The sequence below is a fragment of the Peribacillus huizhouensis genome (assembly GCF_014138605.1).
GTDB classification, from domain to species: domain Bacteria; phylum Bacillota; class Bacilli; order Bacillales; family DSM-1321; genus Peribacillus; species Peribacillus huizhouensis.
In genome coordinates this window covers 115,733-141,274 of sequence record NZ_JACJHX010000006.1, presented here as the reverse complement: position 1 = coordinate 141,274, position 25,542 = coordinate 115,733, and the positions used below count along the sequence as shown (strand labels likewise).

Below are 25,542 nucleotides of genomic sequence, written 5' to 3'. Positions count from 1 at the left end.
ATATCGTTAACATTTTAATAATAATTTTAAAATGGGATAATATTATAGCTATTCGGTTACTCAGTATTTTTGCGTAAAAGAGTTACTGTCAAGAAAATCGATTTTAACATTAAGGAAATTCCAAATTAATAACCCCAACTTCTCGTATTTCCGATACTTCATTATAGCGACCGATTGTTAAATTATGTTTTTATATTTCGGGGATTTCCATTCCTTCTATTAAAGCTTTTATACACAAGATTAAAACATTAAAAACATTCCTAAAGACTTTTGCTTCAAATGGCATGCTTATATAATAAAGTAGATTTTCTATGTTTTTTGTCTATGTACATATGCACTTTACCACCAAGTTCAAGAATAGCATAAAAACCCATTTGCAATTCTGATTGCAAATGGGTTATCTATCACTAGCTGCCATCTAGCTTTTATTTCATAATTTTTATTTAATGATTTTGCTCAAGGCATTGATAAACCGCCATCATATCTTGTTTATTCAACTCACGAATACGATTGAAAATGGAGATATCTGCAACACCTTCATGATTCAAGCTTTCATTAACAACATCACTTACCTTGCCCGTTAGCCATGTTTCTACGTCTATACCATCAATAATTTCCTTACGTCCCTCATCATTGATGCCACTTGCAAAACAACTTACACATGGAATTGTTAATTTATACACGCCATCATGGAGACCATCTTCCGAAATGACTTTCTTTCCTTTACAGAATGGACATGGCTGGTTTTTCTTAATTTTATTAATTTGGGTAACTATTTTTTTGTAACCGAATGCTTCATAAACATATGTTAGTTTTTTGTATTTTCCATTTGTGAAATACTTATCAATAATCGTTTCTCTCGTTTCATTGATATGAAGAAAATCACAGATGGTCACTTGATTATTGTTGCTGATGGATTCGATATTGTTTTTGATTATGTCCCAGAATGGTAAGACATTTTGTAATACCATTTCATAACCTGTAAAGCTTGCTTGTTCTAATTCAAACATTTTTAAATAGACTTGTGTTTTTCTAGACAGTAGGGAGACATCTTCTGTCAAAATCATATCGCCACCTACAATTGATTTCAGTTTGACGAGTGCAGGTATATCACCTACTATTTTCAATACTTGGTCAATCGGCTGATTGATCATTTCACGAATATCTGTGTCTCCAAATTTAAGCGGTTTATGGTGATTTAAAACAGTACCTTCACAAATAGGACATGTAATCATTTCTTTAGAAGCTTTCATTTGCTCTTTAATAATTGATTTTGAAACGACAATATACCCACCAATGATGGTATTAAAACCTACCCATGTTCTACGTGCCTTGCCTTTCTTATCATAAAATGACTTTTCGAAATACCCGTACCAAAATGTATGCTTTTCTTCATCTGACATCTCATTATAGCTTTTCGTCAGGTCAAACCCGAGCTCATTCTTAATCTCTTCAAATAGAAATTCTAATTTTTGATATTGATAAAATTTTAATACTTCCATTACTTCCGGAAAGAATAGTCCATCCCAGAATGGGAGATTTTTGTCTTGAATTATAAGATCTTTATCAAATATTTCAATCTTAAGACGTCCCGAGCATGATGGACAATGGTTGTCCTGAGAAAAGAAATCAAAGCTTTTAGTATCTTTATTATTCGGATGCGATGCTATAATATGGTTAATCAGACCACCAATTTCATAAAGGAAACTATATTGGCTATACAAATGTCTTTCAAGATCAATCGCAATGACAGGAGCAATGGTGTCAGATTCGTATTCACCATAAATCAAACGGGCCATTGATGATAAGCTTTTTAAGATACCACCTTTATAAACGTTTTCTGCATTTTTAAAATAGTCGATCTGATTTTCTTTTAAATAAGTAATGCCATTTTGATACGTAAGTGTGGAAGTAATCGGCATTGGAACTCCGATATCTTCCCGAATTTTTTGTTGAAAATAATCATCATGACTGACAACATCAAGATGAGTAACAGGCGCAAGCTGTCTTTTACCAAAATCAACGATATAATTAGAACTTTCCAACATATAGGCATTATGTTCAATCATTAGGATAGAGACTGATTCATCTTCTAGAATGCCCCTGAGACTATCAATGAATTGGTTTAAAATATTTTGTGATAACCCTTTTGAAGGCTCGTCAAAAATAAACAGCGTATGTGGGTTTCTTGAGTTAGCAAACAACTCCGAAACTAAATGAACACACTGAAATTCACCCGTCGATAATGTTTGTGTTTTTCTTTCTAATGTCAAATAACCGAGTCCAAGTTTGATCAATAAGCTCAAGCGTTTATGAGCAATGTCTTCATTTGGCAGTTCATCAATAATATCTTCAATCGAGCGCTGAAAAATATCATCAATCTCTTCACTATATTTTGTAAGTTTCTTTTTAATATCAAGAAAAGTCGCAACTGTTGACCGACTGGTAATTGATTGGTTTCGATCTTGACCTACCATAACCAATTTATCTTTTGGATATCGCTTTAGAAAATCTATGACTATACATTCATTGATAAGTGTAGATTTTCCACACCCAGACTCTCCTGTAACGGTTACAAGTCTATTTTTGGGTACCTGGAATACATGCATTTGAATATTACGGCAATATAGATCATGGAATTGGTAGTATTCTGGTGGCATCGCTTGATTTCGTTCCCATTGTATTGGTTGTGGACGCGGCGATTCTTCCACAATTTTTCCGCCATATTTACCACTGCCAGGGCCAAAGAACAATTGTTCATTTGTTGTATTGAGCACTGTGTCAGAATGATCGATGAGCCAAATCTGATTCTTATAGCCTAATTGTTTAATCTGTTCTAAAATATTCAATAATGTTTGGTGATCAAGGCCCACTGAGATTTCATCAATAATAATCACGGTATTTTCACTTACTGCCATGAATTCAGCCAAGTATAGACGTGTTAATTCTCCACCTGACAATGTACCCATAATTCGATTTAATGTTAAGTAACCAATATTCATATTGATAATATTTTGGAGAATATGTTGTTTCGCTTCATTAATATGTAAAACGTCTGCTAGAGAAAGAATTGATTCCACGCTTAAGTTGTTGATATCGGAAATCGAATGTGGTTGATCAAATAATTCAATCGTATACTGCTCAACTTCTTGATTAAAACGTTTCCCCCCACATTTTTTACATTCAATATTATTAGTAGTTCCGCGTCCTTTACAACCTGGACACCAGCCTAATGGGTTATTAAATGAAAACACTTCTGGAGAAAGATTAAATTTTTCAGCAAGATGTTCGCGAATCTCTTTAAAAACGCCAGTATGTGTGCCAATTGTTGAACGTGGATTGGAAGAAATGGATGATCTTCCGAGAAAAAGGATTAAAGGCATCTCTTCCATCTTGATGGCACTGAAATTAGTTTCCATAATATTTGGAAATAAATACTGATATTCAGCCTTAGGCAATAAGGAAACAAGACGCTTCTTTGATTCTTCACCAATTGTTTGACAAAAAGTTGTTTTACCAGATCCAGACAAACCAGCAATTCCTAACGATTGATCTTCTGGGAGTGCTGCATCTAACTTGTTAATATTGTTCGCAATTAATTGATTTATTTTCATTGTGATCTCCTTACAATTCTCTAAATTTGTATTGCCAGTTAGTAAAACTTCAAATGAATTTGTTGTGTTTTTTTCGAATCGACAAATTATTACTAATCTGTTAACGAAGATTTTATATTTCTCGTTATATATTCACTTAAACCGTTTTGAAAAACAATTTCATGGCTCAAATCCAGCAATTAGTGGCCCTTTTTTCAACACTACCCACAAAGTATTTACTTAACTCTCAAGTTTATAATAAATTCTATAACCTTTCTGCCACTTTTGTTAAACTACAAAACTTGTTATTTATCTCACTCCTCTATTCCATTAAAAATGACGCTTTCCTTGTTCCGGAAAAGCGTCCTTTTTTTGAAGAATGGTTTAATTGTATAAAACAATTAATATTAACCATTATCACCTTCTATGTGATTGATATATTCAAGTACCCACCAAAAAGGTTGGACCCAAACAGCAGCAATTATAGAGGATGAAGAAATCATTTTTACAGTTCTGTTAACACTTTTTCAAGCTGAGCACCCATGTTCTTCCAAGCATATTCAGCTCCCTCGATGGCTCCTTCGCGTGCTTTTGTTTCTTCACTAAATCCAGTTTGATCGAGATTTAGAGATTTTCGCGACCCAAACGACACTTATCGGTGTCCTATCTGTTTTTTTATAATACGACACTATTTTGTGTCATGTCAAGTTTTCCCTTGATCATTATTTATAGTCAAAGGAACAGTATAGCATCCCTGGTTATGGGGAAATTAGGTTCTTATTCAAGACAAAAAGCCTTAACTACAACCTTATGTAGATTGGACGAATAGAAAAAACAAAAGGAGCGAATAAAGGAGAAGTTATGAATGGACTGGCAAAAGCTATTTACTTCGGGAGTGTACCACACAGCATCAATAACAAAGATTCAGTGCTTTAAACATAAATAATCACTGCCATATGTATTCGGAATACTCTACACCTAACAAAAGCAGTAAAATATTCAAAACGGACTAGTAGTTTTAATGAAGACTTAGTGCATCATATGTCGCTTTTAGGTTGGGAACTTATTAATTTACTAGAAGAATAACATTTTAACTCGGAGAAAGTGGTCTCATTATATTCTTTAAGACCACTATAACTTTCTGAACGTTGCTAAAAACGGGGGAATCGTCAGGAAAATAGGCTTTACATTGTATATCCGCATTTTCCTGACCGTACCCCTAAAAGGAGGGGCTGGCTCAAAGGGTCTCTGACACAGCCCCATTCAGTTCACTTAAGCAAACCCTGCTTATTCAAATAGTCCTTTGCAATTTGACGAGGAGCGATGCCATTGACATTTACTTTATAATTCATGTCTCGCATTTCGGCATCGGTGATTTTCCCTGCAAGCTTATTTAATGCTTTGACTACTTCAGGATACTCTGCCACTGTTTTTTTTCTTAAAAGTGGCGCTCCTTGATATGGTGGAAATAAATGAAGGTCATCTTCTAAAACGATGAGCTGATATTTTTTTAACTCGCTATCTGTTGAATAAGCATCTACAAGGTTGATATCCCCTTTTTCGATCGCAGAGTATCGTAGTTTTGGTTCCATGGTAACTAAATTTTCAAATGTGATGCCATACAAATTTTGTATACCAAGATATCCATCTTTGCGGTCTGCAAATTCTAAAGTGAAACCTGCATTGATTTGTTGCTGCACATTCTTCAGGTCAGAAATGTTGGCAAGTTTATATGTATCTGCGGTTTTCTTAGGTACAGCCAGAGTATACGTGTTGTTATAGCTCATCGGTTTCAACAATTCCATATCAAACGATTCACTCAATCCTTTCTTCGCTTGCTTGTATACTTCAGTCCGATCTGTACTAACTGCCGTTTCTTTTAAAAACTCGGAAATAGCTGTACCAGTAAATTCAGGATATATGTCAATGCTGCCTGATTTTAAGGCATTAAAGACAAATGATGTTTTCCCTAGGCCAGGCTGCAGTTCTACATGTAAATCTGTGTCATTTTCGATTAGTAACTTATACATATTAATTAAAATCTCGGGCTCTGCACCGAGCTTACCTGCAATCACGATTGTTTTCGTCTGTTCGTTATCTTGAAATGCTAAAGGCACAATAGTAGATAAGAAAAACACAGTAATAATTGCTCCAACTGCTGTAATCGTTTTTTTGAAAGATAAATGTTCAACCGTACGTAGTAGAACATCAAAAAAGATCGCTAGTAGTGCTGCTGGGACAGCGCCTAATATAATGAGAATCATATTATTTCGATCAATCCCAAGTAAAATAATTTCACCAAGACCGCCTGCTCCAATGAGTGCTGCAAGAGTAGCTGTCCCAATAATTAATACCATTGCTGTTCGGATTCCTGCCATAATAACAGGCATTGCTAGCGGTAGCTCCACTCTTATTAATCGCTGCCATCTATTCATCCCCATTCCACATGCCGCTTCAAGTATTGAGGAGTCAACTTCTTTAATTCCTGTATATGTATTTCTTATAATTGGAAGCAACGCATAAACAATTAGAGCAATAATCGCTGGTACTTTGCCGATTCCGAACAGCGGAATTAACAGACCAAGTAGAGCAAGGGAAGGAATTGTTTGAAGAACAGCTGATATACCTATAATCGCTTCAGCTTGTTTTTGCTTTTTTGTTAAGTAAATCCCAAGAGGTATAGCAATTAAGGCAGAAAAAAATAGTGCAATAAACGAAATTTGTATGTGCTCAACTATCGCTTGGAATAACTGTCCCTTCCTTTCGCTAAAAACATCAATGAACCTATTCATTGCCGCGCCCTCTTTCATCCAACTTACCTGCCAAATATTCAATGATGATTTGCCTATTTATCATGCCAATTATCTCGCCATCCTCCTCTACAGGCAACTGTTCGTTAGCAGTTAAATAAGCAAGTGTATCTTGTAAAGAATGATCTACAGAAATGGCGTCTTCCAAGTTTGTAAAAAGCCCATTACTAGGTTGATGTATAATATTTTTTAGATTAAAGCTATCGTTTGTTCGATCATTTTGTGAACCAACGAAATCCTTCACAAAGTGATTGACGGGATTTTTGATAAGTTCTTCTGGTGTCCCTATTTGAATCGCTTTACCTTCTTTCATCACACAAATCCGGTCACCAAGCTTAAGTGCTTCATTCATATCATGAGTAACAAAAACGATGGTTTTCTTAATCTTTCTTTGTAAATCAATCATATCATCCTGAAGCTTTTCCCTACTAATCGGATCAAGTGCACTAAATGGCTCATCCATAAGTATAATAGTGGGATCTGCAGCCAAAGCTCGGGCAACACCGATCCGCTGCTGTTGCCCGCCTGATAATTCTTTCGGTTTACGATTACGATATACTTTTGGGTCTAACCCGATCATGTTTAATAATTCATTTACTCGATTTTGAATTTTTACTTTCTTCCACTTTTTTAATTCTGGTACAATGGCAATGTTTTCTCCATTAGTCATATGTGGAAAGAGGCCAGTCTGTTGTAGAACATATCCAATATTCCAACGAAGTTCATTAACATCATACTTCGTTATTTCCTTGTTTCCAATTGTAATTGTTCCCTTCGTGCAATCAATTAGTCGATTCATCATTTTCAATGTTGTAGTTTTACCACAGCCGCTTGGGCCAATTAATACAAAAAACTCCCCTTCCTTTATGGTTAAATTAAGATTTTCAACCGCGCTTGTACCGTCTGGAAATGTCTTTGTTACATTTATAAATTGAATCATCATATGGCTCCTTTTTAGGTTGCATGGTCTGCTCTCTTTATGATATGTAACCCTTATTCTTCAATCACATTACCCTCAACAGGAATCGGTTGTTCTTTTAACAGATTTGCAAAATGGTAAAGATTATAAGCCATGATTTTCGCATGCTGCCTCGTAAATTTATTTTGTTCTCCTTTTGCTTCGATGAATGATGGTCCTGGTCCAGCTTCTCCTACCCAGTATGTGTCTACATTAGGTGGAATTGTAAAACCTATATGGGAAAGTGCATAAATAACCGATCTTGAAACATGCTTTGCACCATCTTCATTCCCGGTAACAATCACTCCACCAACTTTATTATAATAAAGATATTGTCCTTTATTATTTGTTAAACTGCTCCCCCCATATAATCTTTCAATTGCCTTCGTTGCAATACTGCTCTGTTCTCCAAGCCATATGGGGGAAGCGATAATTAAGATATCTGCCATCTTTACTTTTTCGTAAATTTCTGGCCATTGGTCGTCGGCATCAACTGCTTCATGTGTAATCCCATAGCCAATCTTAAAATCAGCAAGTGTCAAGATTTCTGTTTCAACATCTTTACCTTTGAAATAAGTTGTCACTTCTTCAACCAATGCAAATGTATTCGACTTTTTCGAACTTTTTTTCAATGTACAATTTAGTACAAGTGCTTTTAATGTCACAAAGCCCAACTCCTTAAGATTGTGTTACCTCCTTTCTTCCCTATCAAAGGTTAAGTGGTATGTTGCTAGACTATTGACATTTTCGCGACTTAAAGACTGGAATTTCTCCATTGAATTTTTGAATAAAGACTTTGCTATACAAAGATGTTGCAGTAGATAAAGTGGGACTTTACAATCTTTTATGTCTTGGATAATAGGAAATTAACTTCTCAAACTTTAATACTCAATTTTTCAAAGCAATAACTTATATTTATCACACTAATAAAAGGTATATTATCACAAAATTCTTATTTATAGGACAATTATTTTGGAAATAATTCCAATTATTACTTGTCCTTTCCTTTCTACTGTTCTAAAGTAATGGATATATATAAGTTAGAGGTGAGAGAATGGGTTTAAAGCTTTTTCGCTATTTTATTTTTTTTCTAGGCTTAATATTATTTGGTTTAGGTAATGCAATCGCAGTCAATGTGAAATTTCTTGGTTTGCATCCTTGGGAAGTTCTTAATGTTGCCATGTTCCAAAGGTTTGGCTTGACGATTGGAACTTGGAATGTAATTTGTGGTCTGATGCTAGTAATTGTTGTCTTTCTTGTTGACAGAAGATACATTAATGTCGGTACATTCTTAAATGCATTACTGATAGGCCCGATCTTTGACTTTTTCTTATGGCTTGATATTCTCCCCCATGCAACGGAGCATTTTTGGTTAAATCTGCTAATTCTGTTGTCTGGAGTTACAATCACTGGGATTGGCGGAGGGATGTATGTAGCTTGCAGTTTTGGAGCAGGTCCGCGGGATGGATTTATGCTTTCGGTGTCTGATAAAACTGGCTTGTCTGTTAGTCGCGCAAGGATTGTAGTAGAAACTTTAGTTCTAATCATTGGGTTTATTTTGGGAGGGCCAGTATTTGTTATGACATTTATTTATACGTTTATTCAAAGCCCTGTATTTCAATTTTCTATGAAAACCATCCGTACTTTGATAGATACTATAGATCGAAAACGGAAAGAACAGGTTGAAGTACCTTTTTAATTTTAGACTTTGTTAAACTTGCCTGTTGATTTCCATTTCAGGCTTTCGCTACAATCAACCTAGTGCCAACATCAACAATGAGCTTTTCCTTAGCCTAATTTTAAAGAACCAGCTCAAATAAAGGGCTGGTTCTTTTTATTGTCGCGTTCTTAACATTACCTCTACTACATGATTTTGCCTATTTGGACGTAACATACCCAAACAACACTGCGAAATTTTTTACTTTGCAATTTCAACTTCTTCAACTAATGTAAATAAGAAACGGTAAATAAGTTGAAGAACTTCTCTGATGGAAAGTTCCTCTTTAAAACCAGCGAGATCATTTAATGAAAAATTCAGATCCCACATGCCTTCCCCTTGATTAAATAGTAAATTGAAGGATGCTGACTCACCAAGCTGTTTTGCCAATAATTCTTTAATTACGGGACCCGTTTTTTTCTGCTGTTTTAAACCAAGCATCACGTCGTATGTACCAAAAACATCATCAAGTTCAAGAGAAACAGCTTCTACTCCAATAATATCAAACGAATCAGCTTCAACGTACATAAATTCATTCCGATTTGTTTTCAAAAATATAATAGATTGATCTAAGAAAGCACTATTTTCTTCTGATATGAGTTCTTCCGTTTCTTTATCGCTTCTCTCGATATATATGTCAGCAAAACGTAACGCTTCATTTTTCTCTTCAATAATGATTATTTGCGGATCAATTAGTTGATTTGTTTCAGCATATTCTTTTTCTTCTTTGTATAATTCAATTTTGTTTGTAGCTCCCTTGCTCAATTCGTCTGTTATATATTGTTTCAATTTGGTTTTTATCAAAATATATCCTCCTAATATCACTAAAGCTTTGCATCTGATTATACAATACTTTATACGAATAACGGAATTGTATTGTTTTTATCAAAGGAATAATATGAAGTTGGCTTGTAAATACGTTATAATGATGCAATGGAATTTGAAAGAAAAGGATGTTTTGTATGCAAAAGTTTATTATCGTTGGAGCGGGAATTCTTGGAGCTTCGACCGCTTATCAACTTTCTAAAATGGGTTCGGAAGTTGTCATTATCGATCGCAAGGATGCTGGTCAAGCGACAGATGCTGCGGCAGGGATTGTTTGCCCTTGGCTATCGCAACGGCGGAATAAAGCATGGTACCAGCTTGCGAAGTCAGGTGCATGTTTCTATCCGGAGTTAATTGACGACCTTGAAAAAGACGGTGAAACAGAAACCGGTTATGCACGCGTTGGAGCTTTAAGTATACATAAGGAGCAAGAAAAAATTAATGCCATGGAGATACGTGCTCTGAAACGAAAAGAAGATGCACCTGAAATCGGAGAAATCGAGAAACTAACTGAACAAGAAACCATTCGCCTTTTCCCCCCGCTATCAGAAGAATATTCTTCTCTACATGTAAGCGGTGCGGCTAGAGTAGATGGCCGTTCGTTACGAGATTCATTGCTTCGGGCAGCACAAAAAAGAGGAGCGAAACTTATTTCTGGAAATGCAGTCCTTCAATTTAACGGAAAACGAGTTATTGGAGTTCAAGTAAATAATGAGAAAATCGAAGCAAGTAAAGTGATTGTCTGTGCTGGAGCATGGGCCAACCAATTGTTAGAGCCTCTAGGGATTAACTTTCAAGTAAGCTTTCAAAAAGCACAAATTATCCATTTAGCACTCCCAGAGACAGATACAAGTGCTTGGCCTGTCATTATGCCACCAACTGACCAATATATGCTTGCATTTGACAACGAGAAGATTGTCGTAGGTGCTACACATGAAAACACAGATTGGTTTGATTTACGCTTGACAGCAGGCGGATTACAGGAAGTGCTTGATAAGGCTTTGGATACAGCACCTGGTTTAGCGAATAGTACATTTTTAGAAGGTCGGGTCGGTTTCCGTCCGTTTACCCCTGGATTCCTGCCGATAATTGGACCGATGCCTGGCTGGGATGGATTAATAGTTGCAAATGGTCTCGGAGCTTCAGGGCTAACGATGGGACCTTATATTGGATTCCAAATAGCAAAGCTTGTACTCGGATTGCCATTGGATATTGAATTAGAGCATTATGATGTTAGCAGTGCGATAAAAGACTGATTTCTTGCATTCAAAAACGAGGCAGTCCCAAAGGAACTAACCTCACTCTCTATAACCACTTATTGTGTCATAGTAGATGTATGGTCTACCCTTTCGTTATGGGACAGCCTCGTTCGCTGTTTATCTTGCAATAATTTTTATTTGATTATCTTCTACAATTGCTTTAAAGTTTTTTACTCTAGGTTGTTCAAATATGAAGTCTGCTATCCTATCTTCTAATTGTTCTTGAATCACTCTGCGTAGAGGACGTGCACCGTAAGCTGGATGATATCCGAGTTCAACCAGTTTTTCTTTCGCTTCCTCTGTTACTTCTAATGTAAGATCTTGAGCTTGAATAGTTACAAACAATTCTTGCATCAGTATCTCGATAATTTGTAATAGATCAGCTTTCTCTAGAGTTGCGAATTCGATGATGCTGTCGAAACGATTTAGGAATTCAGGTTTAAAGAAGCTACCTAGTGAATGCAGAATACTAGCTTCCTCAACTGCAGTGCTTGTTCCAAATCCCATTACATTTCGTTTTTCACTAACACCAGCATTACTTGTCATAATGATGACTGTATCTTTAAAGGTAACAGTTCGCCCCTGACTATCCGTTAATCGGCCATCTTCTAAAATTTGCAAAAACATGTGCATTACATCAGGATGGGCTTTTTCAATTTCGTCGAGAAGAATGATGCTATATGGTTTACGACGAACTTTCTCAGTCAATTGTCCTGCCTCTTCATGCCCTACATAACCAGGAGGTGAACCAATCAATTTTGATACACTATGTTTTTCCATAAATTCGCTCATGTCGAGTCGAATCATCGCATCTTTAGAACCAAATAACTCGTATGCTAGTGATTTTGACAGTTCGGTTTTTCCAACTCCAGTAGGACCTACAAAAAGGAAAGAACCAATCGGGCGGTTTTTTGATTTCAACCCTGCTCGACTTCTTCGGATTGCTTTAGCTACTTTCTTCACTGCCTCTTCCTGACCAATGACCTTCTTAGCCAATTCTTCTTGAAGATGCAGCATTTTTTTATGTTCATCTTCTTGTAACTTCCCAACAGGAATGCCTGTTTTTCGTTCGATAATTTCTTGAATATTTTCAACCGTCACAATTGGTTTTTCTATATTTTCTCGATTTAACAGTTTATCTAATTTATCTTCCTCGTCTCGCAACTTAGCAGCTAGTTCATAGTTTTCTTCTTTTAGTGCTTGTTCTTTTTCTTGAAAAATTTGTATCAAACGGGATTGAATAGTCTCTTGATCTCTTGCTTCTATCTTTAAATTCAATTTCGAACCTGCTTCATCCATTAAATCTATCGCTTTATCGGGCAGGAAACGGTCTTGAATATATCGATGTGAAAGTGTAGCCGCTGCTTTAAGAGCTGCTTCGCTATATTCAACGTCATGATATTTTTCATAATTTGCTTTTATTCCGTGTAAAATCGTGATCGTATCAGTGACACTGGGTTCATTTACCGATACAGGTTGAAAACGACGTTCAAGCGCTCCATCTTTCTCTATTTTTCGATATTCAGTTAATGTTGTTGCGCCTACTAGTTGAAGTTCTCCACGTGCTAGAGCTGGTTTTAATATATTTCCAGCATCCATTGATCCTTCCGCAGAGCCTGCTCCGACAATTTGGTGAATTTCATCAATAAATAAGATGACATTTTTTCTATTCTGTAATTCAGAAATCAGCTGTTTCATCCGTTCCTCGAATTGCCCACGTATGCCAGTGTTAGATACAAGCGAAGCAACATCAAGCATATACACTTCTTTTGTTCGTAATTTTACCGGTACATCTCCTTCTGCAATTTTTAAAGCTAATCCTTCCGCAATCGCCGTTTTACCAACACCTGGTTCCCCGATCAGTACAGGGTTGTTTTTGTTCCGCCGATTTAATATTTCAATAACTCGCTCCACTTCATCTTTCCGGCCAATGACTGGGTCAATGATGCCTGCCTTTGCAGCATCTGTTAAGTTTCGACCATACTCTTCAAGTATACCTCCACCTTTTGGTGCTGTTTGCTTTGAAGTTTGATTGTGACCATTTATATGATTTTCAGTTTGATTGAATGCTTTAAAAAAATCTGGTTCAAACGGAGTCATTCCTCCATTCATTGCTGTTAACTTACTAGTCTCTTTTTTATAGCAAGTGGAGCACAATTTCATATCATGCTGTTGACCATTAACAATCATATGAACTTGAATATTAGCTTGTTTATCTTGACAAATTTCACAGTACATACTGTACTCCTCCTTTACAAATTCAATTATTGACTTTGACTATCTTTGACCTTATTATACATTGACCTTCTTTGACTTTCAATATTTTTGCTTATGAAAGTTTGGATTATAAAAAAGGACTAAATAATAATGAAAAACATATTTTTTTAGGACATTGCTGTAAATAATGGTGTGTGGGGTGGAATTACGACATTAGCTGTTTATTAGTAGTTAAAAATTTGAGGTTGTTTAGAGGGACCGAATTCTTTTACCTTAAAGATGATCTGAATCGTTCAGAATCTAACTTAATCATTATCCAAGTTCCCCAATACTTGATTATGTAAACATGATTGCTTTCATCGTATTTAGCTTTAGAAATATCCTGAATAAATAAGAAAATTAGTAAACAAAGGATATGCTGTTTTAGATAAGTTTACGTTTAAAGACATATGCAGAAAATGTAAAAAAACTAACGAAGTTTACTTTAAATACATTAATCAATAAAAAAAAGCAGGTTAGTCTGCTTTTTCCTTCGCTTTAATCTATAAATCGCTTCCTAATTTCTGGGGAAGGTATGACACATTGATCTTTTTTACCGAACCATTTATATCTATTTTTCGCGATAATCCTATATAACCAATTCCTGAATGGTACAGGAACAAGTATTAGAGGGTAAAGAAGTTTCCAATATCCGCTTAAGTTTTTGGTAATTCTAAGTGCAGCTGTGGACTTTTCATAGGCTTTATCATGTTCAATTAGGAAAAAGCTTTCCAAGTTTGAATAAAGTTTGTATTTTTTTAAAAGCTCTTGCCCTATATTACTTTGGAGAGATGCGAAATTATAATACCCTTTAGGATCACGTTTGATAATGAACTGCACACTCTTATCACAAAAATTACATTCCCCATCAAACAAAACGATCCCCTTCATATTCTCACCTTCAATCATTGATATGATTTTGTTTTGGATCAAAGAGGTTTCTTTCATTTCTCTTTATCTGAAATTCTCTGTGCAACACTGATGTATATTTGGCTTCTATGTTCTTTAACATTAGCCTTTCACTACACTAATTGCAACAGATGTGTATCTATCTTTAAGAGCGTAAAGTCATCTACTACCTTTGTATCAAGTTCTTACTACATATTTCCAGATGTAAAAACGGGCGGGGGTCAGATGGTCATTTATACGCACGCGTAGGGGTGTGCTTGTCTATACTATTAAGAAAGGCAAAGGATTGGAGGATTGGAGGTTTATAGATGAATCGATTCGATTTAACTGGAAAATCAGCTATTATTACAGGGGGAGGACGCGGTCTTGGGTTACAGATTGCGAGTGCTCTAGCTGAAGCTGGTGCCAATATCGTAATTGCCTCTCGCGACATTACGGCGTGTGAGGCTGCCAAAGAAGAACTTAGTAAAATCGGTGTCAAAGTGCTAGCTTTTCAATGTGATATTACAAAAAAAGCCGATATTGATCATGTAGTAAGTGAAACTGTTGCCGAGTTTGGTTCAATCGATATTTTAGTGAACAATAGCGGTACATCTTGGGTATCACCTGTGCTTGATCTGAAAGAACATCAATGGCAAAAAGTAATGGACGTTAACATAACAGGGACCTTCTTATTTTCTCAAGCAGTCGCAGCAGTCATGATCAAACAGCATTCTGGAAAAATTATTAATATAGCCTCTGTGAATGGATTTGGAGGTACTGCCCCTGAATTATTAGACACGATTGCTTATAACACAAGTAAAGGTGCGGTGATTACCTTTACGAAAGACTTAGGCGTTAAACTTGCAAGACATGGTATTCAAGTAAATGCGATTGCACCTGGTTTCTTCCCTACTAAAATCACACAAAAAATTATTGAGCAAACAAATTTTGATATTCTTGGGAATATGCCAGCAGGACGTTTCGGTAATCAAGAGGATCTAAAAGGTGCTGCCATATTTCTAGCATCAAGAGCATCTGATTATATGATTGGACATATATTGGTTGTCGATGGTGGCATTTCAGCACTCGTGTAAACTAAAGGAAAGGAAGATTATGATGGCTATAAAACGAGATGTTTTTTATGAATTGAAGAAACATGGAACCAATGCAGAACGAAAGATTAATAAGAAAATTCAAGATTCATTGAATAAAAAAGAAATCATCGAACTCGCAAGTTTATACTCTAATCAAATTGCCCCGCAAATTAAAAGAAACCAAGACAATATAGAAATGTTGTCCGTCGCTCTTAATTTTCCAACAAAAAGAGATATTGCCAATATTGCTAAAATGACCGTTCAACTTGAAGAAAAACTCGATAAATTAGACGAAACATTGGCTACCCTGTTTCAAAAAAACCCACAAATTAACATGGCTAATCCTACAACATCACCAAGTGAAAGAAGAAAACGATTAATAAAGATTTTACAAACTTACCTCTCATCTGGAAATAACGCAAATGAGACGGGGAAGTTTAAGTGGTAAAGCGTAAAACAGACCCTAAAAAATCATCAAAATTACAAAGTTTCCTAGACATTAAAAACCAAGAAATGCCAGAAATGATGATGACTCCAAGAATAGCCGTTTGGAAAAAGAATAAGGCAACATTATGGCATTATCCAGCTAAGAAAAAACGATACAATATACCAATTCTTATCATTTATTCAATAATAAATCGTCCTTATATCTTTGATTTGGGTCCTGGTAATAGTTTGATAGGGGCTTTTGGTAAAGAAGGATATGACATCTATTTACTAGACTTCGGAATTCCTGGATATGAGGATGGAAATATTTCCATAGATGAGTATATATTGGATTATATTCAAAAAGGAGTACAGCGAGTTCTTAGGCATTCCGGCGCAAAAGAAATTTCCTTGCTTGGATCTTGTATAGGTGGTACACTCGCTGCCATCTATGCAGCAATCGCAGAGGAGCCAATTAGAAACTTAATCTTAACAGTTGCTCCAATCGATTTCGAACAAGTACCCCAGTTTGATCAATGGTCTGAAGCAATGCGTGAAGGAAAAGTCTCATTTGATGAGATATTGGATGTATTTCAAATTGTACCAGCTAATGCAGTTAAGTCTGGTTTGCGACTTATGACTTCTCCCGTTTATATATCCCCTTTATTGTCTTTATTATATCGGGCAGACGATGAAGAATATGTGAAATGGTGGCGTCGCTTTAATGCTTGGACAAATGATTATATCCCCCTAACGTCAGGTGCGGTAAAGCAGATGACGCATGATCTAATCATAGACAACAAATTGATTAAAGGAACGCTTAAAATTAGAGGAAAAAAAGCAAAACTAAATAGAATAAAAGCGAATTTATTAGTCATTGCAAGTCAAAATGACCGCCTCGTGCCTAATGCAATGATATCACCGATTATGGGTGCCGTTTCAAGTCCTGATAAAACATTACATCTATTAGAAAGTGGCCATGCTCAGATGCTTTACGATGATACACTTCCCGCTTATTATAAAGAATGGCTACCGGAGCGATCAGGATCGATTAGTCAGTGAAAAAAGAGAAGCCAGACTTTTTCTGGCTTCTCTTGGTTTTTAGCTTTTAGTCACTTTTCATTATTAATTGATTCCCGTTTAATTCTGAAGTAAGCTATCCCTTCATTTTAATCATGGAACTTTAGCGATTGAAGGACTAATCTGTTTCCATATTCTAACGAATGTCGATCTGTACTTTTCGATTGGGGCAGCTTCCTTCTTGCTATTTAGCCTACTTCTTTTTCAGAAAACTGACTGTTATAAAGCTCAGCATAAAAACCATTTGTCGCTAATAGTTCTTTATGCGTTCCTTGTTCTATTACTTTTCCTTGGTCCATTACAAGAATCAAATCAGCATCTTTAATCGTTGAAAGACGATGAGCAATAACAAAACTAGTCCGTCCCTCCATCAATCTGTTCATTGCTTGTTGAATATAGACTTCCGTTCGCGTATCTACACTTGATGTCGCTTCATCAAGTATCATGATTGGTGGATCTGCTAGAATTGCTCTTGCGATTGTCAGAAGTTGCTTTTGTCCTTGCGAAATGTTTGAACCCTCTTCATTTAAAACTGTCTCATAACCGTCTGGAAGCGTACGGATAAAATGATCCGCATAGGATGAACGAGCAGCAGCTAATATTTCAGCTTCAGTTGCACCGCTTTTTCCGTACGCGATATTATCTTTAATCGTTCCCTTAAAAAGCCAAGTGTCTTGAAGCACCATGCCAAAAGTTTTTCTAAGTGCATTCCGAGACATTTTCGTGATATCTAGACCATCAATCATAATCTTTCCACCGTTTAGTTCATAAAAACGCATTAAAAGATTAATCATCGTCGTTTTTCCAGCACCGGTTGGTCCAACGATAGCGACCGTTTGCCCAGGTAAAACATTAACATTCATATTTTTTATTAATAATTCTTCGTCATATCCAAAGTCAACGTGTTCGAAAGTGACAGCACCCTTTGCCTTCGTTAAATGAGCTGTCGCACTTTCGTTCACCTCTTCTTCTTCGTCGAGCAGTTCAAATACACGTTCAGCAGCAGCAACTGTTGACTGAATAATGTTTGCAATGTTAGCTGTTTGAGTGAGAGGCTGGGTGAACTGACGTGAATAGGTGATAAATGCTTGAATGTCACCGATTGAAATTGCACGTTGTGTCACTAAAATCCCACCGACTACACTAATTAATACATAACTTAGATTCCCGATAAAAAACATCATTGGCATGATAATACCAGAAATGAATTGAGCTTTTCGCCCTGCTTCATATAATTCTTCATTAACTGTATCAAATTGGGCACCAGCCTTTTTCTCATGTCCAAACGCTTTAACAACTTGATGCCCCGTATACATTTCTTCAATATGTCCATTTAATTGTCCGAGTGTTCGTTGTTGATCAGCAAAATGTTTCTGCGATCTTTTTAAAATCGGTCGAATTGCAAAAATGGAAATCGGTAAGCTTACAATTGCAATCAACGTTAAAATTGGACTAATTGACAGCATCATTATAATAATCCCAATAATCGTTACAATTGATGTGATGAATTGTGTCAAACTTTGCTGAAGTGTGCTTCCGACCGTATCGATGTCATTTGTGACTCGGCTGAGCGTTTCCCCGTTCGGACGTCCATCAAAATATTTTAGTGGAAGTTTCTCAAGCTTTTTATTGACATCTTCTCTAAGATCGTACACTGTCTTTTGAGCAACACTAGACATAATATACTGCTGCAAGTAATTAAACAGGCTACTAAAAACATATAGCCCTGCTAATAGGAGTAGTATATGCCCGATTTTATCAAAATTAATAGATGCTCCCGGTACGCCTTGAAACTTTTGAAAGGCTCCTTCAAACAATTCTGTAATCGCTATTCCCATAATTTTAGGTCCAACAATCATAAAGATCGTACTTAAAATTGCTGCAATGAAAACAGCGATCAATTGAGTACTTCGAGGTTTTAAATACAATAATAGACGTTTAAGTGTTCCTTTAAAATCCTTTGCTTTTTGTCCCATCATCATCATATTGCCGCCGCCTGGACCATGTCCCATCGGTCCGCCACCTTGAGGTTTTTTATGTTTACTCATGCAATCTCCTCCTCTGAAAGCTGAGATTCGACAATTTCTCGGTATACATCATTTGTTTGTAGCAACTCTTGATGAGTGCCTTTTCCTGCAATTTGGCCGTTATCTAATACGATAATTTGATCTGCGTCTACGACCGTACTAACACGTTGGGCAACAAGTAATACTGTCGCATCTTCTGTTTCATTTTTTAGTGCCGCTCGAAGCATTGCGTCAGTCTTATAATCAAGGGCGGAAAAACTATCATCGAATATATAAAGATCAGGCTTTCTAACAAGGGCTCTTGCAATCGACAAGCGTTGTTTTTGTCCACCGGAGACGTTCTGACCACCTTGTTCGATTTTTGATTGATAACCGTCTTTCATTTTACAAATAAAATCTTCCGCTTGCGCAATCCGAGCTGCGTGTTCGATTTCATCCTGTGTTGCGTTTTCTTTACCAAAGCGAATATTATCAGCAATCGTACCTGTAAAGAGGACTGCTTTTTGTGGTACAAAACCAATTTTCGAACGAACTTCTTCTTGTGGTACTTCACGTATATCAACACCATTGACGCGAATTGTTCCACTCGAAATATCATAAAAGCGTGGGATTAAATTAACGAGGGTTGATTTCCCTGAACCTGTTCCACCGATAATTGCAGTAATCTCACCAGGACGTGCGCTAAAACTAATGTTCGATAATGCAGGTTCTTCTGCTCCTGGATAACTAAAAGTCACTTGCTCAAATTCAAGTGTTCCACGTTTTTGATAAGCTTTTTGTGTTCCTTCATCTAAAATGACCGGTTTCATGTCGAGTACTTCGTTAATCCGCTTTGCCGACACAGCAGCACGTGGAACCATGATGAACATCATTGACGCCATTATAAGTGCAAACATAATTTGCATAACATATTGAATAAATGCCATCAGGTCGCCAATCTGCATTCCACCGTTATCAATGCGAATACCACCGAACCAAATAATTGCGACAACCGTTATATTCATAACAAGCATCATCACAGGCATCATAAATGCCATGACTTTATTTACTTTAATCGATACATCTGTCAACTCTTTATTCGCTTGAGTCAAACGTACTTTCTCTTCAGTTTCACGATTAAACGCACGAATAACACGAATCCCAGTTAGGTTTTCTCGGACAACAAGATTCAATCGGTCTAATCGTTTTTGTACTTTTTGAAATAGCGGCATCCCTTTATAAAGTATCAATAATATTGAACCGACTAAAACAGGCATAGTAACGACAATAACAAGTGATAATTTTGCATCTTTGGAAACAGCCATAATAATTCCACCAACTAACATAATCGGTGCACTGATAACCATACGGAGCATCATAATGACCACTTGTTGAACTTGTGTAATGTCATTGGTTGTTCGTGTAATTAACGAAGCAGTACCTATTTCGTCAAATTCCTGTAGTGAAAATTGTTCAACTTTGTTAAAGACTTTCCGGCGAAGATCGCGTCCAAGTCCCATTGCTGCTTTTGCTGAATAATAACTTGCAAATACGGAGGCAATTGCGCCTAACGCAGCTACAAGCATCATTAAACCACCGATTTTCCAAATATAAGGAGTTTTACCAACAACAACTCCTTTGTCGATAATATCCGCCATTAGTGTTGGTAAATAAAGATCAGACATTGATTGAACAAAGACAAGTCCGATTACCACTAATACAATCCACTTATAAACGGTTAGATTTTTCAGGATTTTAATCATTTCAAACCCTCTCCTTCTACTCTTGCCTGCTCTTCTAAATAATTTGTAATTTGAAGATGTGATTTAAGTAGTTCTTCAACCTGTTTTTCAGTCAGTATTTCAATTGCCGCTTGAAAAACTTGATGAATTCCACCTTCTTTTCGATGAATTGTTTTTAAAAATGTTTCACCTTTGTCACTTAGAGTAAGTTGTATCTCTCTTCGGTTGCCTTCTACTTGCTTGCGATACAACCAACCTGCTTGAACAAGTCCATCAACTGCTTGGCTCAGTGTGCTTTTCGGAAGGAAGGTTAACTCACCAAGAGTTTTTTGCGTCATTTCCTTAAGAGGTGCAATGCTTATCAAAATTGAATATTGCGGCACTGATAATCCATTCTCAACCGCTGTCTTTTGAACAAATCGCATGATATTTTTCTGCACGTTCCAAAATGAACGCATGACCTGTACTGAACGCATGAATTGTTGATTTTCATTTTCCATTCTTACATCACCAATTTTCTTATATTTATGAACAGTTCATTTTCGAACTATTAAAATTTACTCCTCTTTTTAAGTTAAGTCAATCAGTTTATATAAAATAAAGTTGATTCATTCAGGTAATATTTACAGCTAATAAAATGAAAAGAGCTGTCCCAGTAGTTAGTTTATTTACCAACTACAGAGACAGCCCATGTCTTTCTATTTAAAAAAGACTAATCTTGGGAGATAAGTTTCTCTGGTTTTACTTCCGTTTTCTGATTGTATAATGGCAAAATGAAAAACATGCCGATAATAAATAAGACTGCGGCTACTTCAAAAGTAGCAACTAATGAGAATTTCTCTTTGACGATTCCAGCCATACTCATTGTTAATACCATCGAACCAGTAAATAGAGGCATTAAGATTCCGTTGACCCTACCAATATATGCACCTTCCGTTTTTTGCAAAATCATCGTATTAATACCTATCTGAATACAAGGAAGCATTAACCCATTAACAAATTCAGCTGTTAACGTAAGCCAAAAATTTGTTGATAATCCCATGACCGCTAAACCTATCGCATTTACAAGCATCCCAAAGGTGATGAGTCGTTGAGGAGTTACTGTTTTAGCGAAAATCATGACAACGGCTCCACCTAATATCATGCCTATACCGTTGACCATAAATAACCATTGAAGATTTTCCTTTGGTAAGCCGAGTTGTTCAGTTACAAGGAAAATCGACAGGGGATGGATAAAACCTAATCCAAGTCCTGCAGCTAAGAAACATAATCCTAACAAGCTTAATTCCTTTTTATTCAGAACATATTTAACACCGCTCTTCATTTCTTGCCATAATGTTGTTGTTCCTTCTACCTCTGCTACTTTGTAATCTTTTGGAAGAAAAGCGAGTGCACCTGCTGAAAGTAAAAATGCCAATCCTGTTATCATAATTGATATCTCTATACCAAAGGATTGAAAAGTAAATGTCCCAATAACAGGTCCTAATACCATAAATACAGCAAATATTGTTTGATAGACCGACATCCCAGCTTGAACTTGGTCTTCTGGCAAATGTAATTTAAATAACTTCATTCCTGAGGGCTGTGAAAATTGTGATAGAATCGCTGAGATTAAAGTTACAAAAAACACAACTTGCCAAGTTCCGAATATAAGCGTGATTAAAACAGCAAATACAGAAATAGCACTTAAAATGTCGCACCACACCATTGTTTTTTTCGGGTTCCAGCGGTCAGCAAATGTACCGCCAATAAATGAAAAAATAAAAATAGGAGCGAATTCCGCTACCGAAATCATGGAAACTGCAAATGGATCACCATTTGTCTGCTCCATGACAAACAATAGTACCGCAAAATTCCTTACCCAAATTCCTATTTGTAAAAATAGACCCGAAACGATAATAGCTTGAAACACGCGGTTGCTAAACAATTTAGGTGATGTGTCCGATGAAATGTTATTTTCCAAAATAAAACCTCCTGTTAATGATCTGGACAGGAGGCAGTACAATACAATGACAAAATGGCATAATATCCCTAATGGAAGGAACACAATGATCTTATTGGCTTGTATGTAATAATGTACAGGCTAATCCTATCCAGAAAAAAAGATCGTATGTCTAACGAATTTTTCTTAATAAATAGGATTAATTGATCATTGTTTCAAGGTCACCCTTCCATTTTTTTGTTACTTTTATAGTAATTGCTACACACCGATAAATCAAGACTTAGTTAAAAAATTTTAGCTTAAGGATGTATTTTATTTTACCTTTACCTCCATATTCTCAATAATTGATATCCATTATTGAGAATGCAGGTCGATTAAACATGCCGATTCCTAATGTCATTAAAAATGCCGTAAAAATTCTCAAAAGAAATTCAGATGGTTAAATAAAAAGTAATCATTTTTTCTAGAAGTGATAATTATTTCTACCTTAATTTAACGTGAGTAAATATGGAGTTTGCATGCATTTCATAAATCTCACCTTATCATATATCTTTTTGGGTAATATCCGTTATAATTTCACCTAGATTTAGAAGAGCACACCCTATTAATAAACATCACTCTTTCATCGGCTAAAGTTGAATTTTAATAATAATATTATTTATTCTAATCATTAGTATTTCAATTCCCTTCCATCTTTATATGATCGTCGATTAAGTATTTTTCTTTTAACAGATTGATAAACACTTCTAATGCTTTTGTTTTAAAAGATGTTCGCAATACAATTGAAAATTTTCTTTTAAACGGCGTGCCTTTTACTTGAACAACTTTTAATAGCCCCATAGATATTTCCTTTCGAATCGTTAAATGAGACAAGAGAGTAATACCTAGTCCTGATTCAACCGATTCTTTTATCAATTGGGTACTCCCGAATTCCATGATGTCATTAGGGGAAATCGACATAGAATGAAACACTTTTTCTACTGCTTCCCTCGTTCCAGATCCTATTTCGCGGACGATCCATCTTTCTTTTTCCAGTTCGGAAATTTCAGCCTCATTATCTCGTTGGGCCAAACGGTGATGAGAAGAAGCAACTACAAACATTCTATCTTCCGCAAATGCATCAATGGAAAGTTGTGTATTCTTGAAATCTCCTTCGATAATTCCAACATCCAGTTGGTTTCTAAGTACCAACTCCGCTATCTCCTTTGTATTGCCAATTGTAATACTAGGCTTTATGAGAGGATACTGTTCTTGCAATTTGGCAACAAAATGCGGAAGAACATATTCCCCAAAAGTATAGCTCGCACCAATTGATAGCTGCCCGCTTGCTAGATTAGACAAATCATCAATTAAATCTTGCATTTTCGAATAAAGGCCTAATATTTCCTTTGCATGATAATAGACAATTTCACCCGCTTTATTTAACCGAACATATTTATTACTGCGATCGAGTAGCTTCGCACCATAAGAACGTTCTAATAATTGGATGTACTGACTTACGGCTGGTTGAGTCATATGTAATTTCTCAGCAGCACGTGAAAAGTTACCATTTTCCACTACTGTTACAAATACGAGTAAGTGTTGGTCCATAATCCCCCTCCTACTATAAGTATTACTTATTATTTATATCATATATAATTATTTTCCTTATCATCATATTTGAATTATCTTAACAATGAGGTACATTTTTGGAGGTGAGGAATTGGAAACAGAAAGAGTAAAAGTACATGAACAAATGGAACCTAAACGAAAAGCTGCAACCTTAATCTGGATTGGTGGAATTGCCTTCACCTTTTTTATCGCTTTCCTTGGCTTCTTATTAGCTAAGGTGCCAGGGTTTCAACAGGTTGGTCTGCTAGCATCTGCAATTGTGATTGCGGTTTTTTATCGGCAAGTATTTGGTTATCCAGAAGCAATCCGAGCTGGAATTGCGTTCTCATCAAAGAGGCTACTACGCTTAGCTATTATTTTGTACGGATTGAAATTAAATATCAATACGGTTTTACAAGATGGGATTGGACTGATAATTCGAGATGCTTGCGTTATTATTTTTGCAATCCTTTTAACAATATGGCTTGCTAAAGTATTTAAGGCTGATAAAAACATTTCTTTACTTTTAGGAGTTGGGACTGGCGTTTGCGGTGCGGCTGCCATCGCTGCGATTGCTCCTATTGTCAAATCAAAAGATGAAGATACAGCAATTGGAGTAGGAATTATTGCACTAGTTGGGACGATTTTTGCAATTGTTTACACCATACTCCGTCCAATTTTACCACTAACTGCTATTGAATATGGAATTTGGTCTGGTATTAGCTTACACGAAATCGCCCATGTTGCCTTAGCTACAGCACCTGGCGGGGAAGATGCGCTTGCTATCGGCTTACTAGCGAAATTAGGTCGTGTGTTCCTGCTCGTTCCGTTATGCTTTATATTCATGTATTTTATGAAACGAAAATATCCGGATCATAACTCACCAGAAAATAAAATTGAATTCCCATGGTTCTTAATCGGTTTCATCCTTATGAGTTTATTCGGTAGCTATGCCCTCGGTGGTTATATCCCTATTACTGAAGGAATTTTGAGTGGAATCTCTAATTTGACTACTTGGTGTTTAACCGCGGCCATGGTAGGTCTAGGCCTAAATGTGAGTCTTCGTGATCTTCGCACAAAAGCGTTAAGACCATTGATTGCCATGTTAATAACTTCAATTTGTCTTAGTCTTTTAGCATATTTTCTAATATGATACCAATATATCCTACAATAATGGGCCGTACCCTCCATTATAAGGCTTATAGAAGGAATCGATGAAACTTATAGGTGAATACGTGCCAAATCAAGTTTCGGCTCATAGCCCGTCTGAGGTACTAAGCTGTGATACACTGTTACAAACTACGTCATGCGACAATCGAACTGGACTAACTTTTCGTGGGGATGATGGAATCC

20 protein-coding genes and 1 pseudogene are annotated in these 25,542 nt (G+C 36.2%); 8 read left to right on the top strand and 13 right to left on the bottom strand.

Features of this window, described 5'->3' with window-relative positions:
- Positions 1 to 443 precede the first annotated feature (443 nt).
- Positions 444 to 3,614 carry an ATP-binding cassette domain-containing protein gene (locus HNP81_RS11645; protein ID WP_182502734.1) on the bottom strand — a complete coding sequence of 1,057 codons (3,171 nt, stop codon included), beginning with the start codon at positions 3,612 to 3,614 and terminating at the stop codon, positions 444 to 446.
- Between the two features lie 484 nt (positions 3,615 to 4,098).
- Positions 4,099 to 4,245 (bottom strand): hypothetical protein, encoded by a 147-nt coding sequence (locus HNP81_RS11640; protein WP_235179013.1) that lies wholly within the window; start codon positions 4,243 to 4,245, stop codon positions 4,099 to 4,101.
- A 96-nt stretch (positions 4,246 to 4,341) separates the two neighbouring features.
- Between HNP81_RS11640 and HNP81_RS24440 the strand changes: the two are divergent.
- Positions 4,342 to 4,679: pseudogene (locus tag HNP81_RS24440) on the top strand (Tn3 family transposase); the annotation flags it as partial.
- Positions 4,680 to 4,861: 182 nt separating this feature from the next.
- Here HNP81_RS24440 and opuFB read toward each other — a convergent pair.
- The 3 genes from opuFB to HNP81_RS11625 are packed head-to-tail and all read right to left on the bottom strand — an operon-like array spanning position 4,862 to position 8,026.
- On the bottom strand, positions 4,862 to 6,385 hold the full coding sequence (opuFB, locus tag HNP81_RS11635) for an osmoprotectant update ABC transporter permease/substrate-binding subunit OpuFB (RefSeq protein ID WP_182502733.1): 1,524 nt from the start codon (positions 6,383 to 6,385) through the stop codon (positions 4,862 to 4,864).
- Complete coding sequence (locus tag HNP81_RS11630; protein ID WP_182502732.1) at positions 6,378 to 7,343, bottom strand: ABC transporter ATP-binding protein; 966 nt, start codon at positions 7,341 to 7,343, stop codon at positions 6,378 to 6,380. The genes opuFB and HNP81_RS11630 overlap by 8 nt, the downstream gene beginning before the upstream one ends.
- A 53-nt stretch (positions 7,344 to 7,396) precedes the next feature.
- Positions 7,397 to 8,026 carry a flavodoxin family protein gene (locus HNP81_RS11625; RefSeq protein WP_182502731.1) on the bottom strand — a complete coding sequence of 210 codons (630 nt, stop codon included), beginning with the start codon at positions 8,024 to 8,026 and terminating at the stop codon, positions 7,397 to 7,399.
- A gap of 389 nt (positions 8,027 to 8,415) precedes the next feature.
- Between HNP81_RS11625 and HNP81_RS11620 the strand changes: the two genes are divergently transcribed.
- Positions 8,416 to 9,060: a YczE/YyaS/YitT family protein gene (locus HNP81_RS11620; protein ID WP_182502730.1), complete on the top strand. Its 645-nt coding sequence runs from the start codon at positions 8,416 to 8,418 to the stop codon at positions 9,058 to 9,060.
- Positions 9,061 to 9,279: 219 nt separating this feature from the next.
- Here the strand turns inward: HNP81_RS11620 and HNP81_RS11615 are convergent, their stop codons facing one another.
- Positions 9,280 to 9,882: a hypothetical protein gene (locus HNP81_RS11615; RefSeq protein WP_028391270.1), complete on the bottom strand. Its 603-nt coding sequence runs from the start codon at positions 9,880 to 9,882 to the stop codon at positions 9,280 to 9,282.
- A 158-nt stretch (positions 9,883 to 10,040) separates the two neighbouring features.
- Between HNP81_RS11615 and HNP81_RS11610 the strand changes: the two genes are divergently transcribed.
- Complete coding sequence (locus HNP81_RS11610) at positions 10,041 to 11,159, top strand: NAD(P)/FAD-dependent oxidoreductase (RefSeq protein ID WP_182502729.1); 1,119 nt, start codon at positions 10,041 to 10,043, stop codon at positions 11,157 to 11,159.
- A 120-nt stretch (positions 11,160 to 11,279) separates the two neighbouring features.
- Here HNP81_RS11610 and HNP81_RS11605 read toward each other — a convergent pair whose 3' ends face one another.
- Both HNP81_RS11605 and HNP81_RS11600 read right to left on the bottom strand, forming a co-directional pair.
- Entirely contained in the window at positions 11,280 to 13,400 is a 2,121-nt protein-coding gene (locus HNP81_RS11605; RefSeq protein ID WP_182502728.1) for an ATP-dependent Clp protease ATP-binding subunit, read from the bottom strand.
- Positions 13,401 to 13,916: 516 nt separating this feature from the next.
- Entirely contained in the window at positions 13,917 to 14,309 is a 393-nt protein-coding gene (locus HNP81_RS11600; RefSeq protein WP_182502791.1) for a thiol-disulfide oxidoreductase DCC family protein, read from the bottom strand.
- Positions 14,310 to 14,635: 326 nt separating this feature from the next.
- Here HNP81_RS11600 and HNP81_RS11595 point away from each other — a divergent pair, with 326 nt between their 5' ends.
- From HNP81_RS11595 to HNP81_RS11585, 3 genes are read left to right on the top strand one after another with little or no spacing between them, the layout of a single operon-like run.
- Positions 14,636 to 15,403, top strand: a complete 768-nt coding sequence (locus tag HNP81_RS11595) for an SDR family oxidoreductase (RefSeq protein WP_028391274.1) — start codon at positions 14,636 to 14,638, stop codon at positions 15,401 to 15,403.
- Positions 15,404 to 15,422: 19 nt separating this feature from the next.
- Positions 15,423 to 15,851, top strand: a complete 429-nt coding sequence (locus HNP81_RS11590; protein ID WP_182502727.1) for a hypothetical protein — start codon at positions 15,423 to 15,425, stop codon at positions 15,849 to 15,851.
- On the top strand, positions 15,845 to 16,891 hold the full coding sequence (locus HNP81_RS11585) for an alpha/beta fold hydrolase (protein WP_182502726.1): 1,047 nt from the start codon (positions 15,845 to 15,847) through the stop codon (positions 16,889 to 16,891). The genes HNP81_RS11590 and HNP81_RS11585 overlap by 7 nt, the downstream gene beginning before the upstream one ends.
- A 206-nt stretch (positions 16,892 to 17,097) precedes the next feature.
- Here the strand turns inward: HNP81_RS11585 and HNP81_RS11580 are convergent, their stop codons facing one another.
- The 4 genes from HNP81_RS11580 to HNP81_RS11565 form a co-directional block, all read right to left on the bottom strand.
- Positions 17,098 to 18,957, bottom strand: coding sequence for an ABC transporter ATP-binding protein (locus tag HNP81_RS11580; protein ID WP_182502725.1), 1,860 nt, complete (start codon positions 18,955 to 18,957; stop codon positions 17,098 to 17,100).
- A complete protein-coding gene (locus tag HNP81_RS11575) occupies positions 18,954 to 20,678 on the bottom strand; it encodes an ABC transporter ATP-binding protein (protein WP_182502724.1) in 1,725 nt (574 codons plus the stop codon). The genes HNP81_RS11580 and HNP81_RS11575 overlap by 4 nt, the downstream gene beginning before the upstream one ends.
- The gene (locus tag HNP81_RS11570) at positions 20,675 to 21,157 is read right to left on the bottom strand and encodes a MarR family winged helix-turn-helix transcriptional regulator (protein WP_028391278.1); all 483 of its coding nucleotides are present in this window, start codon (positions 21,155 to 21,157) and stop codon (positions 20,675 to 20,677) included. The genes HNP81_RS11575 and HNP81_RS11570 overlap by 4 nt, the downstream gene beginning before the upstream one ends.
- 212 nt (positions 21,158 to 21,369) lie before the next feature.
- Positions 21,370 to 22,620 (bottom strand): MFS transporter, encoded by a 1,251-nt coding sequence (locus HNP81_RS11565; RefSeq protein WP_028391279.1) that lies wholly within the window; start codon positions 22,618 to 22,620, stop codon positions 21,370 to 21,372.
- Between the two features lie 323 nt (positions 22,621 to 22,943).
- Between HNP81_RS11565 and HNP81_RS24625 the strand changes: the two genes are divergently transcribed.
- Positions 22,944 to 23,042, top strand: coding sequence for a phage holin family protein (locus HNP81_RS24625; protein WP_182502723.1), 99 nt, complete (start codon positions 22,944 to 22,946; stop codon positions 23,040 to 23,042).
- 235 nt (positions 23,043 to 23,277) lie between these two features.
- Here the strand turns inward: HNP81_RS24625 and HNP81_RS11555 are convergent, their stop codons facing one another.
- Positions 23,278 to 24,189 carry a LysR family transcriptional regulator gene (locus HNP81_RS11555; protein ID WP_182502722.1) on the bottom strand — a complete coding sequence of 304 codons (912 nt, stop codon included), beginning with the start codon at positions 24,187 to 24,189 and terminating at the stop codon, positions 23,278 to 23,280.
- A 145-nt stretch (positions 24,190 to 24,334) separates the two neighbouring features.
- On the opposite strand from HNP81_RS11555, the gene HNP81_RS11550 reads away from it, so the two are divergent.
- A complete protein-coding gene (locus HNP81_RS11550; protein WP_246399325.1) occupies positions 24,335 to 25,342 on the top strand; it encodes a YeiH family protein in 1,008 nt (335 codons plus the stop codon).
- The last annotated feature ends 200 nt before the right edge of the window (positions 25,343 to 25,542 follow it).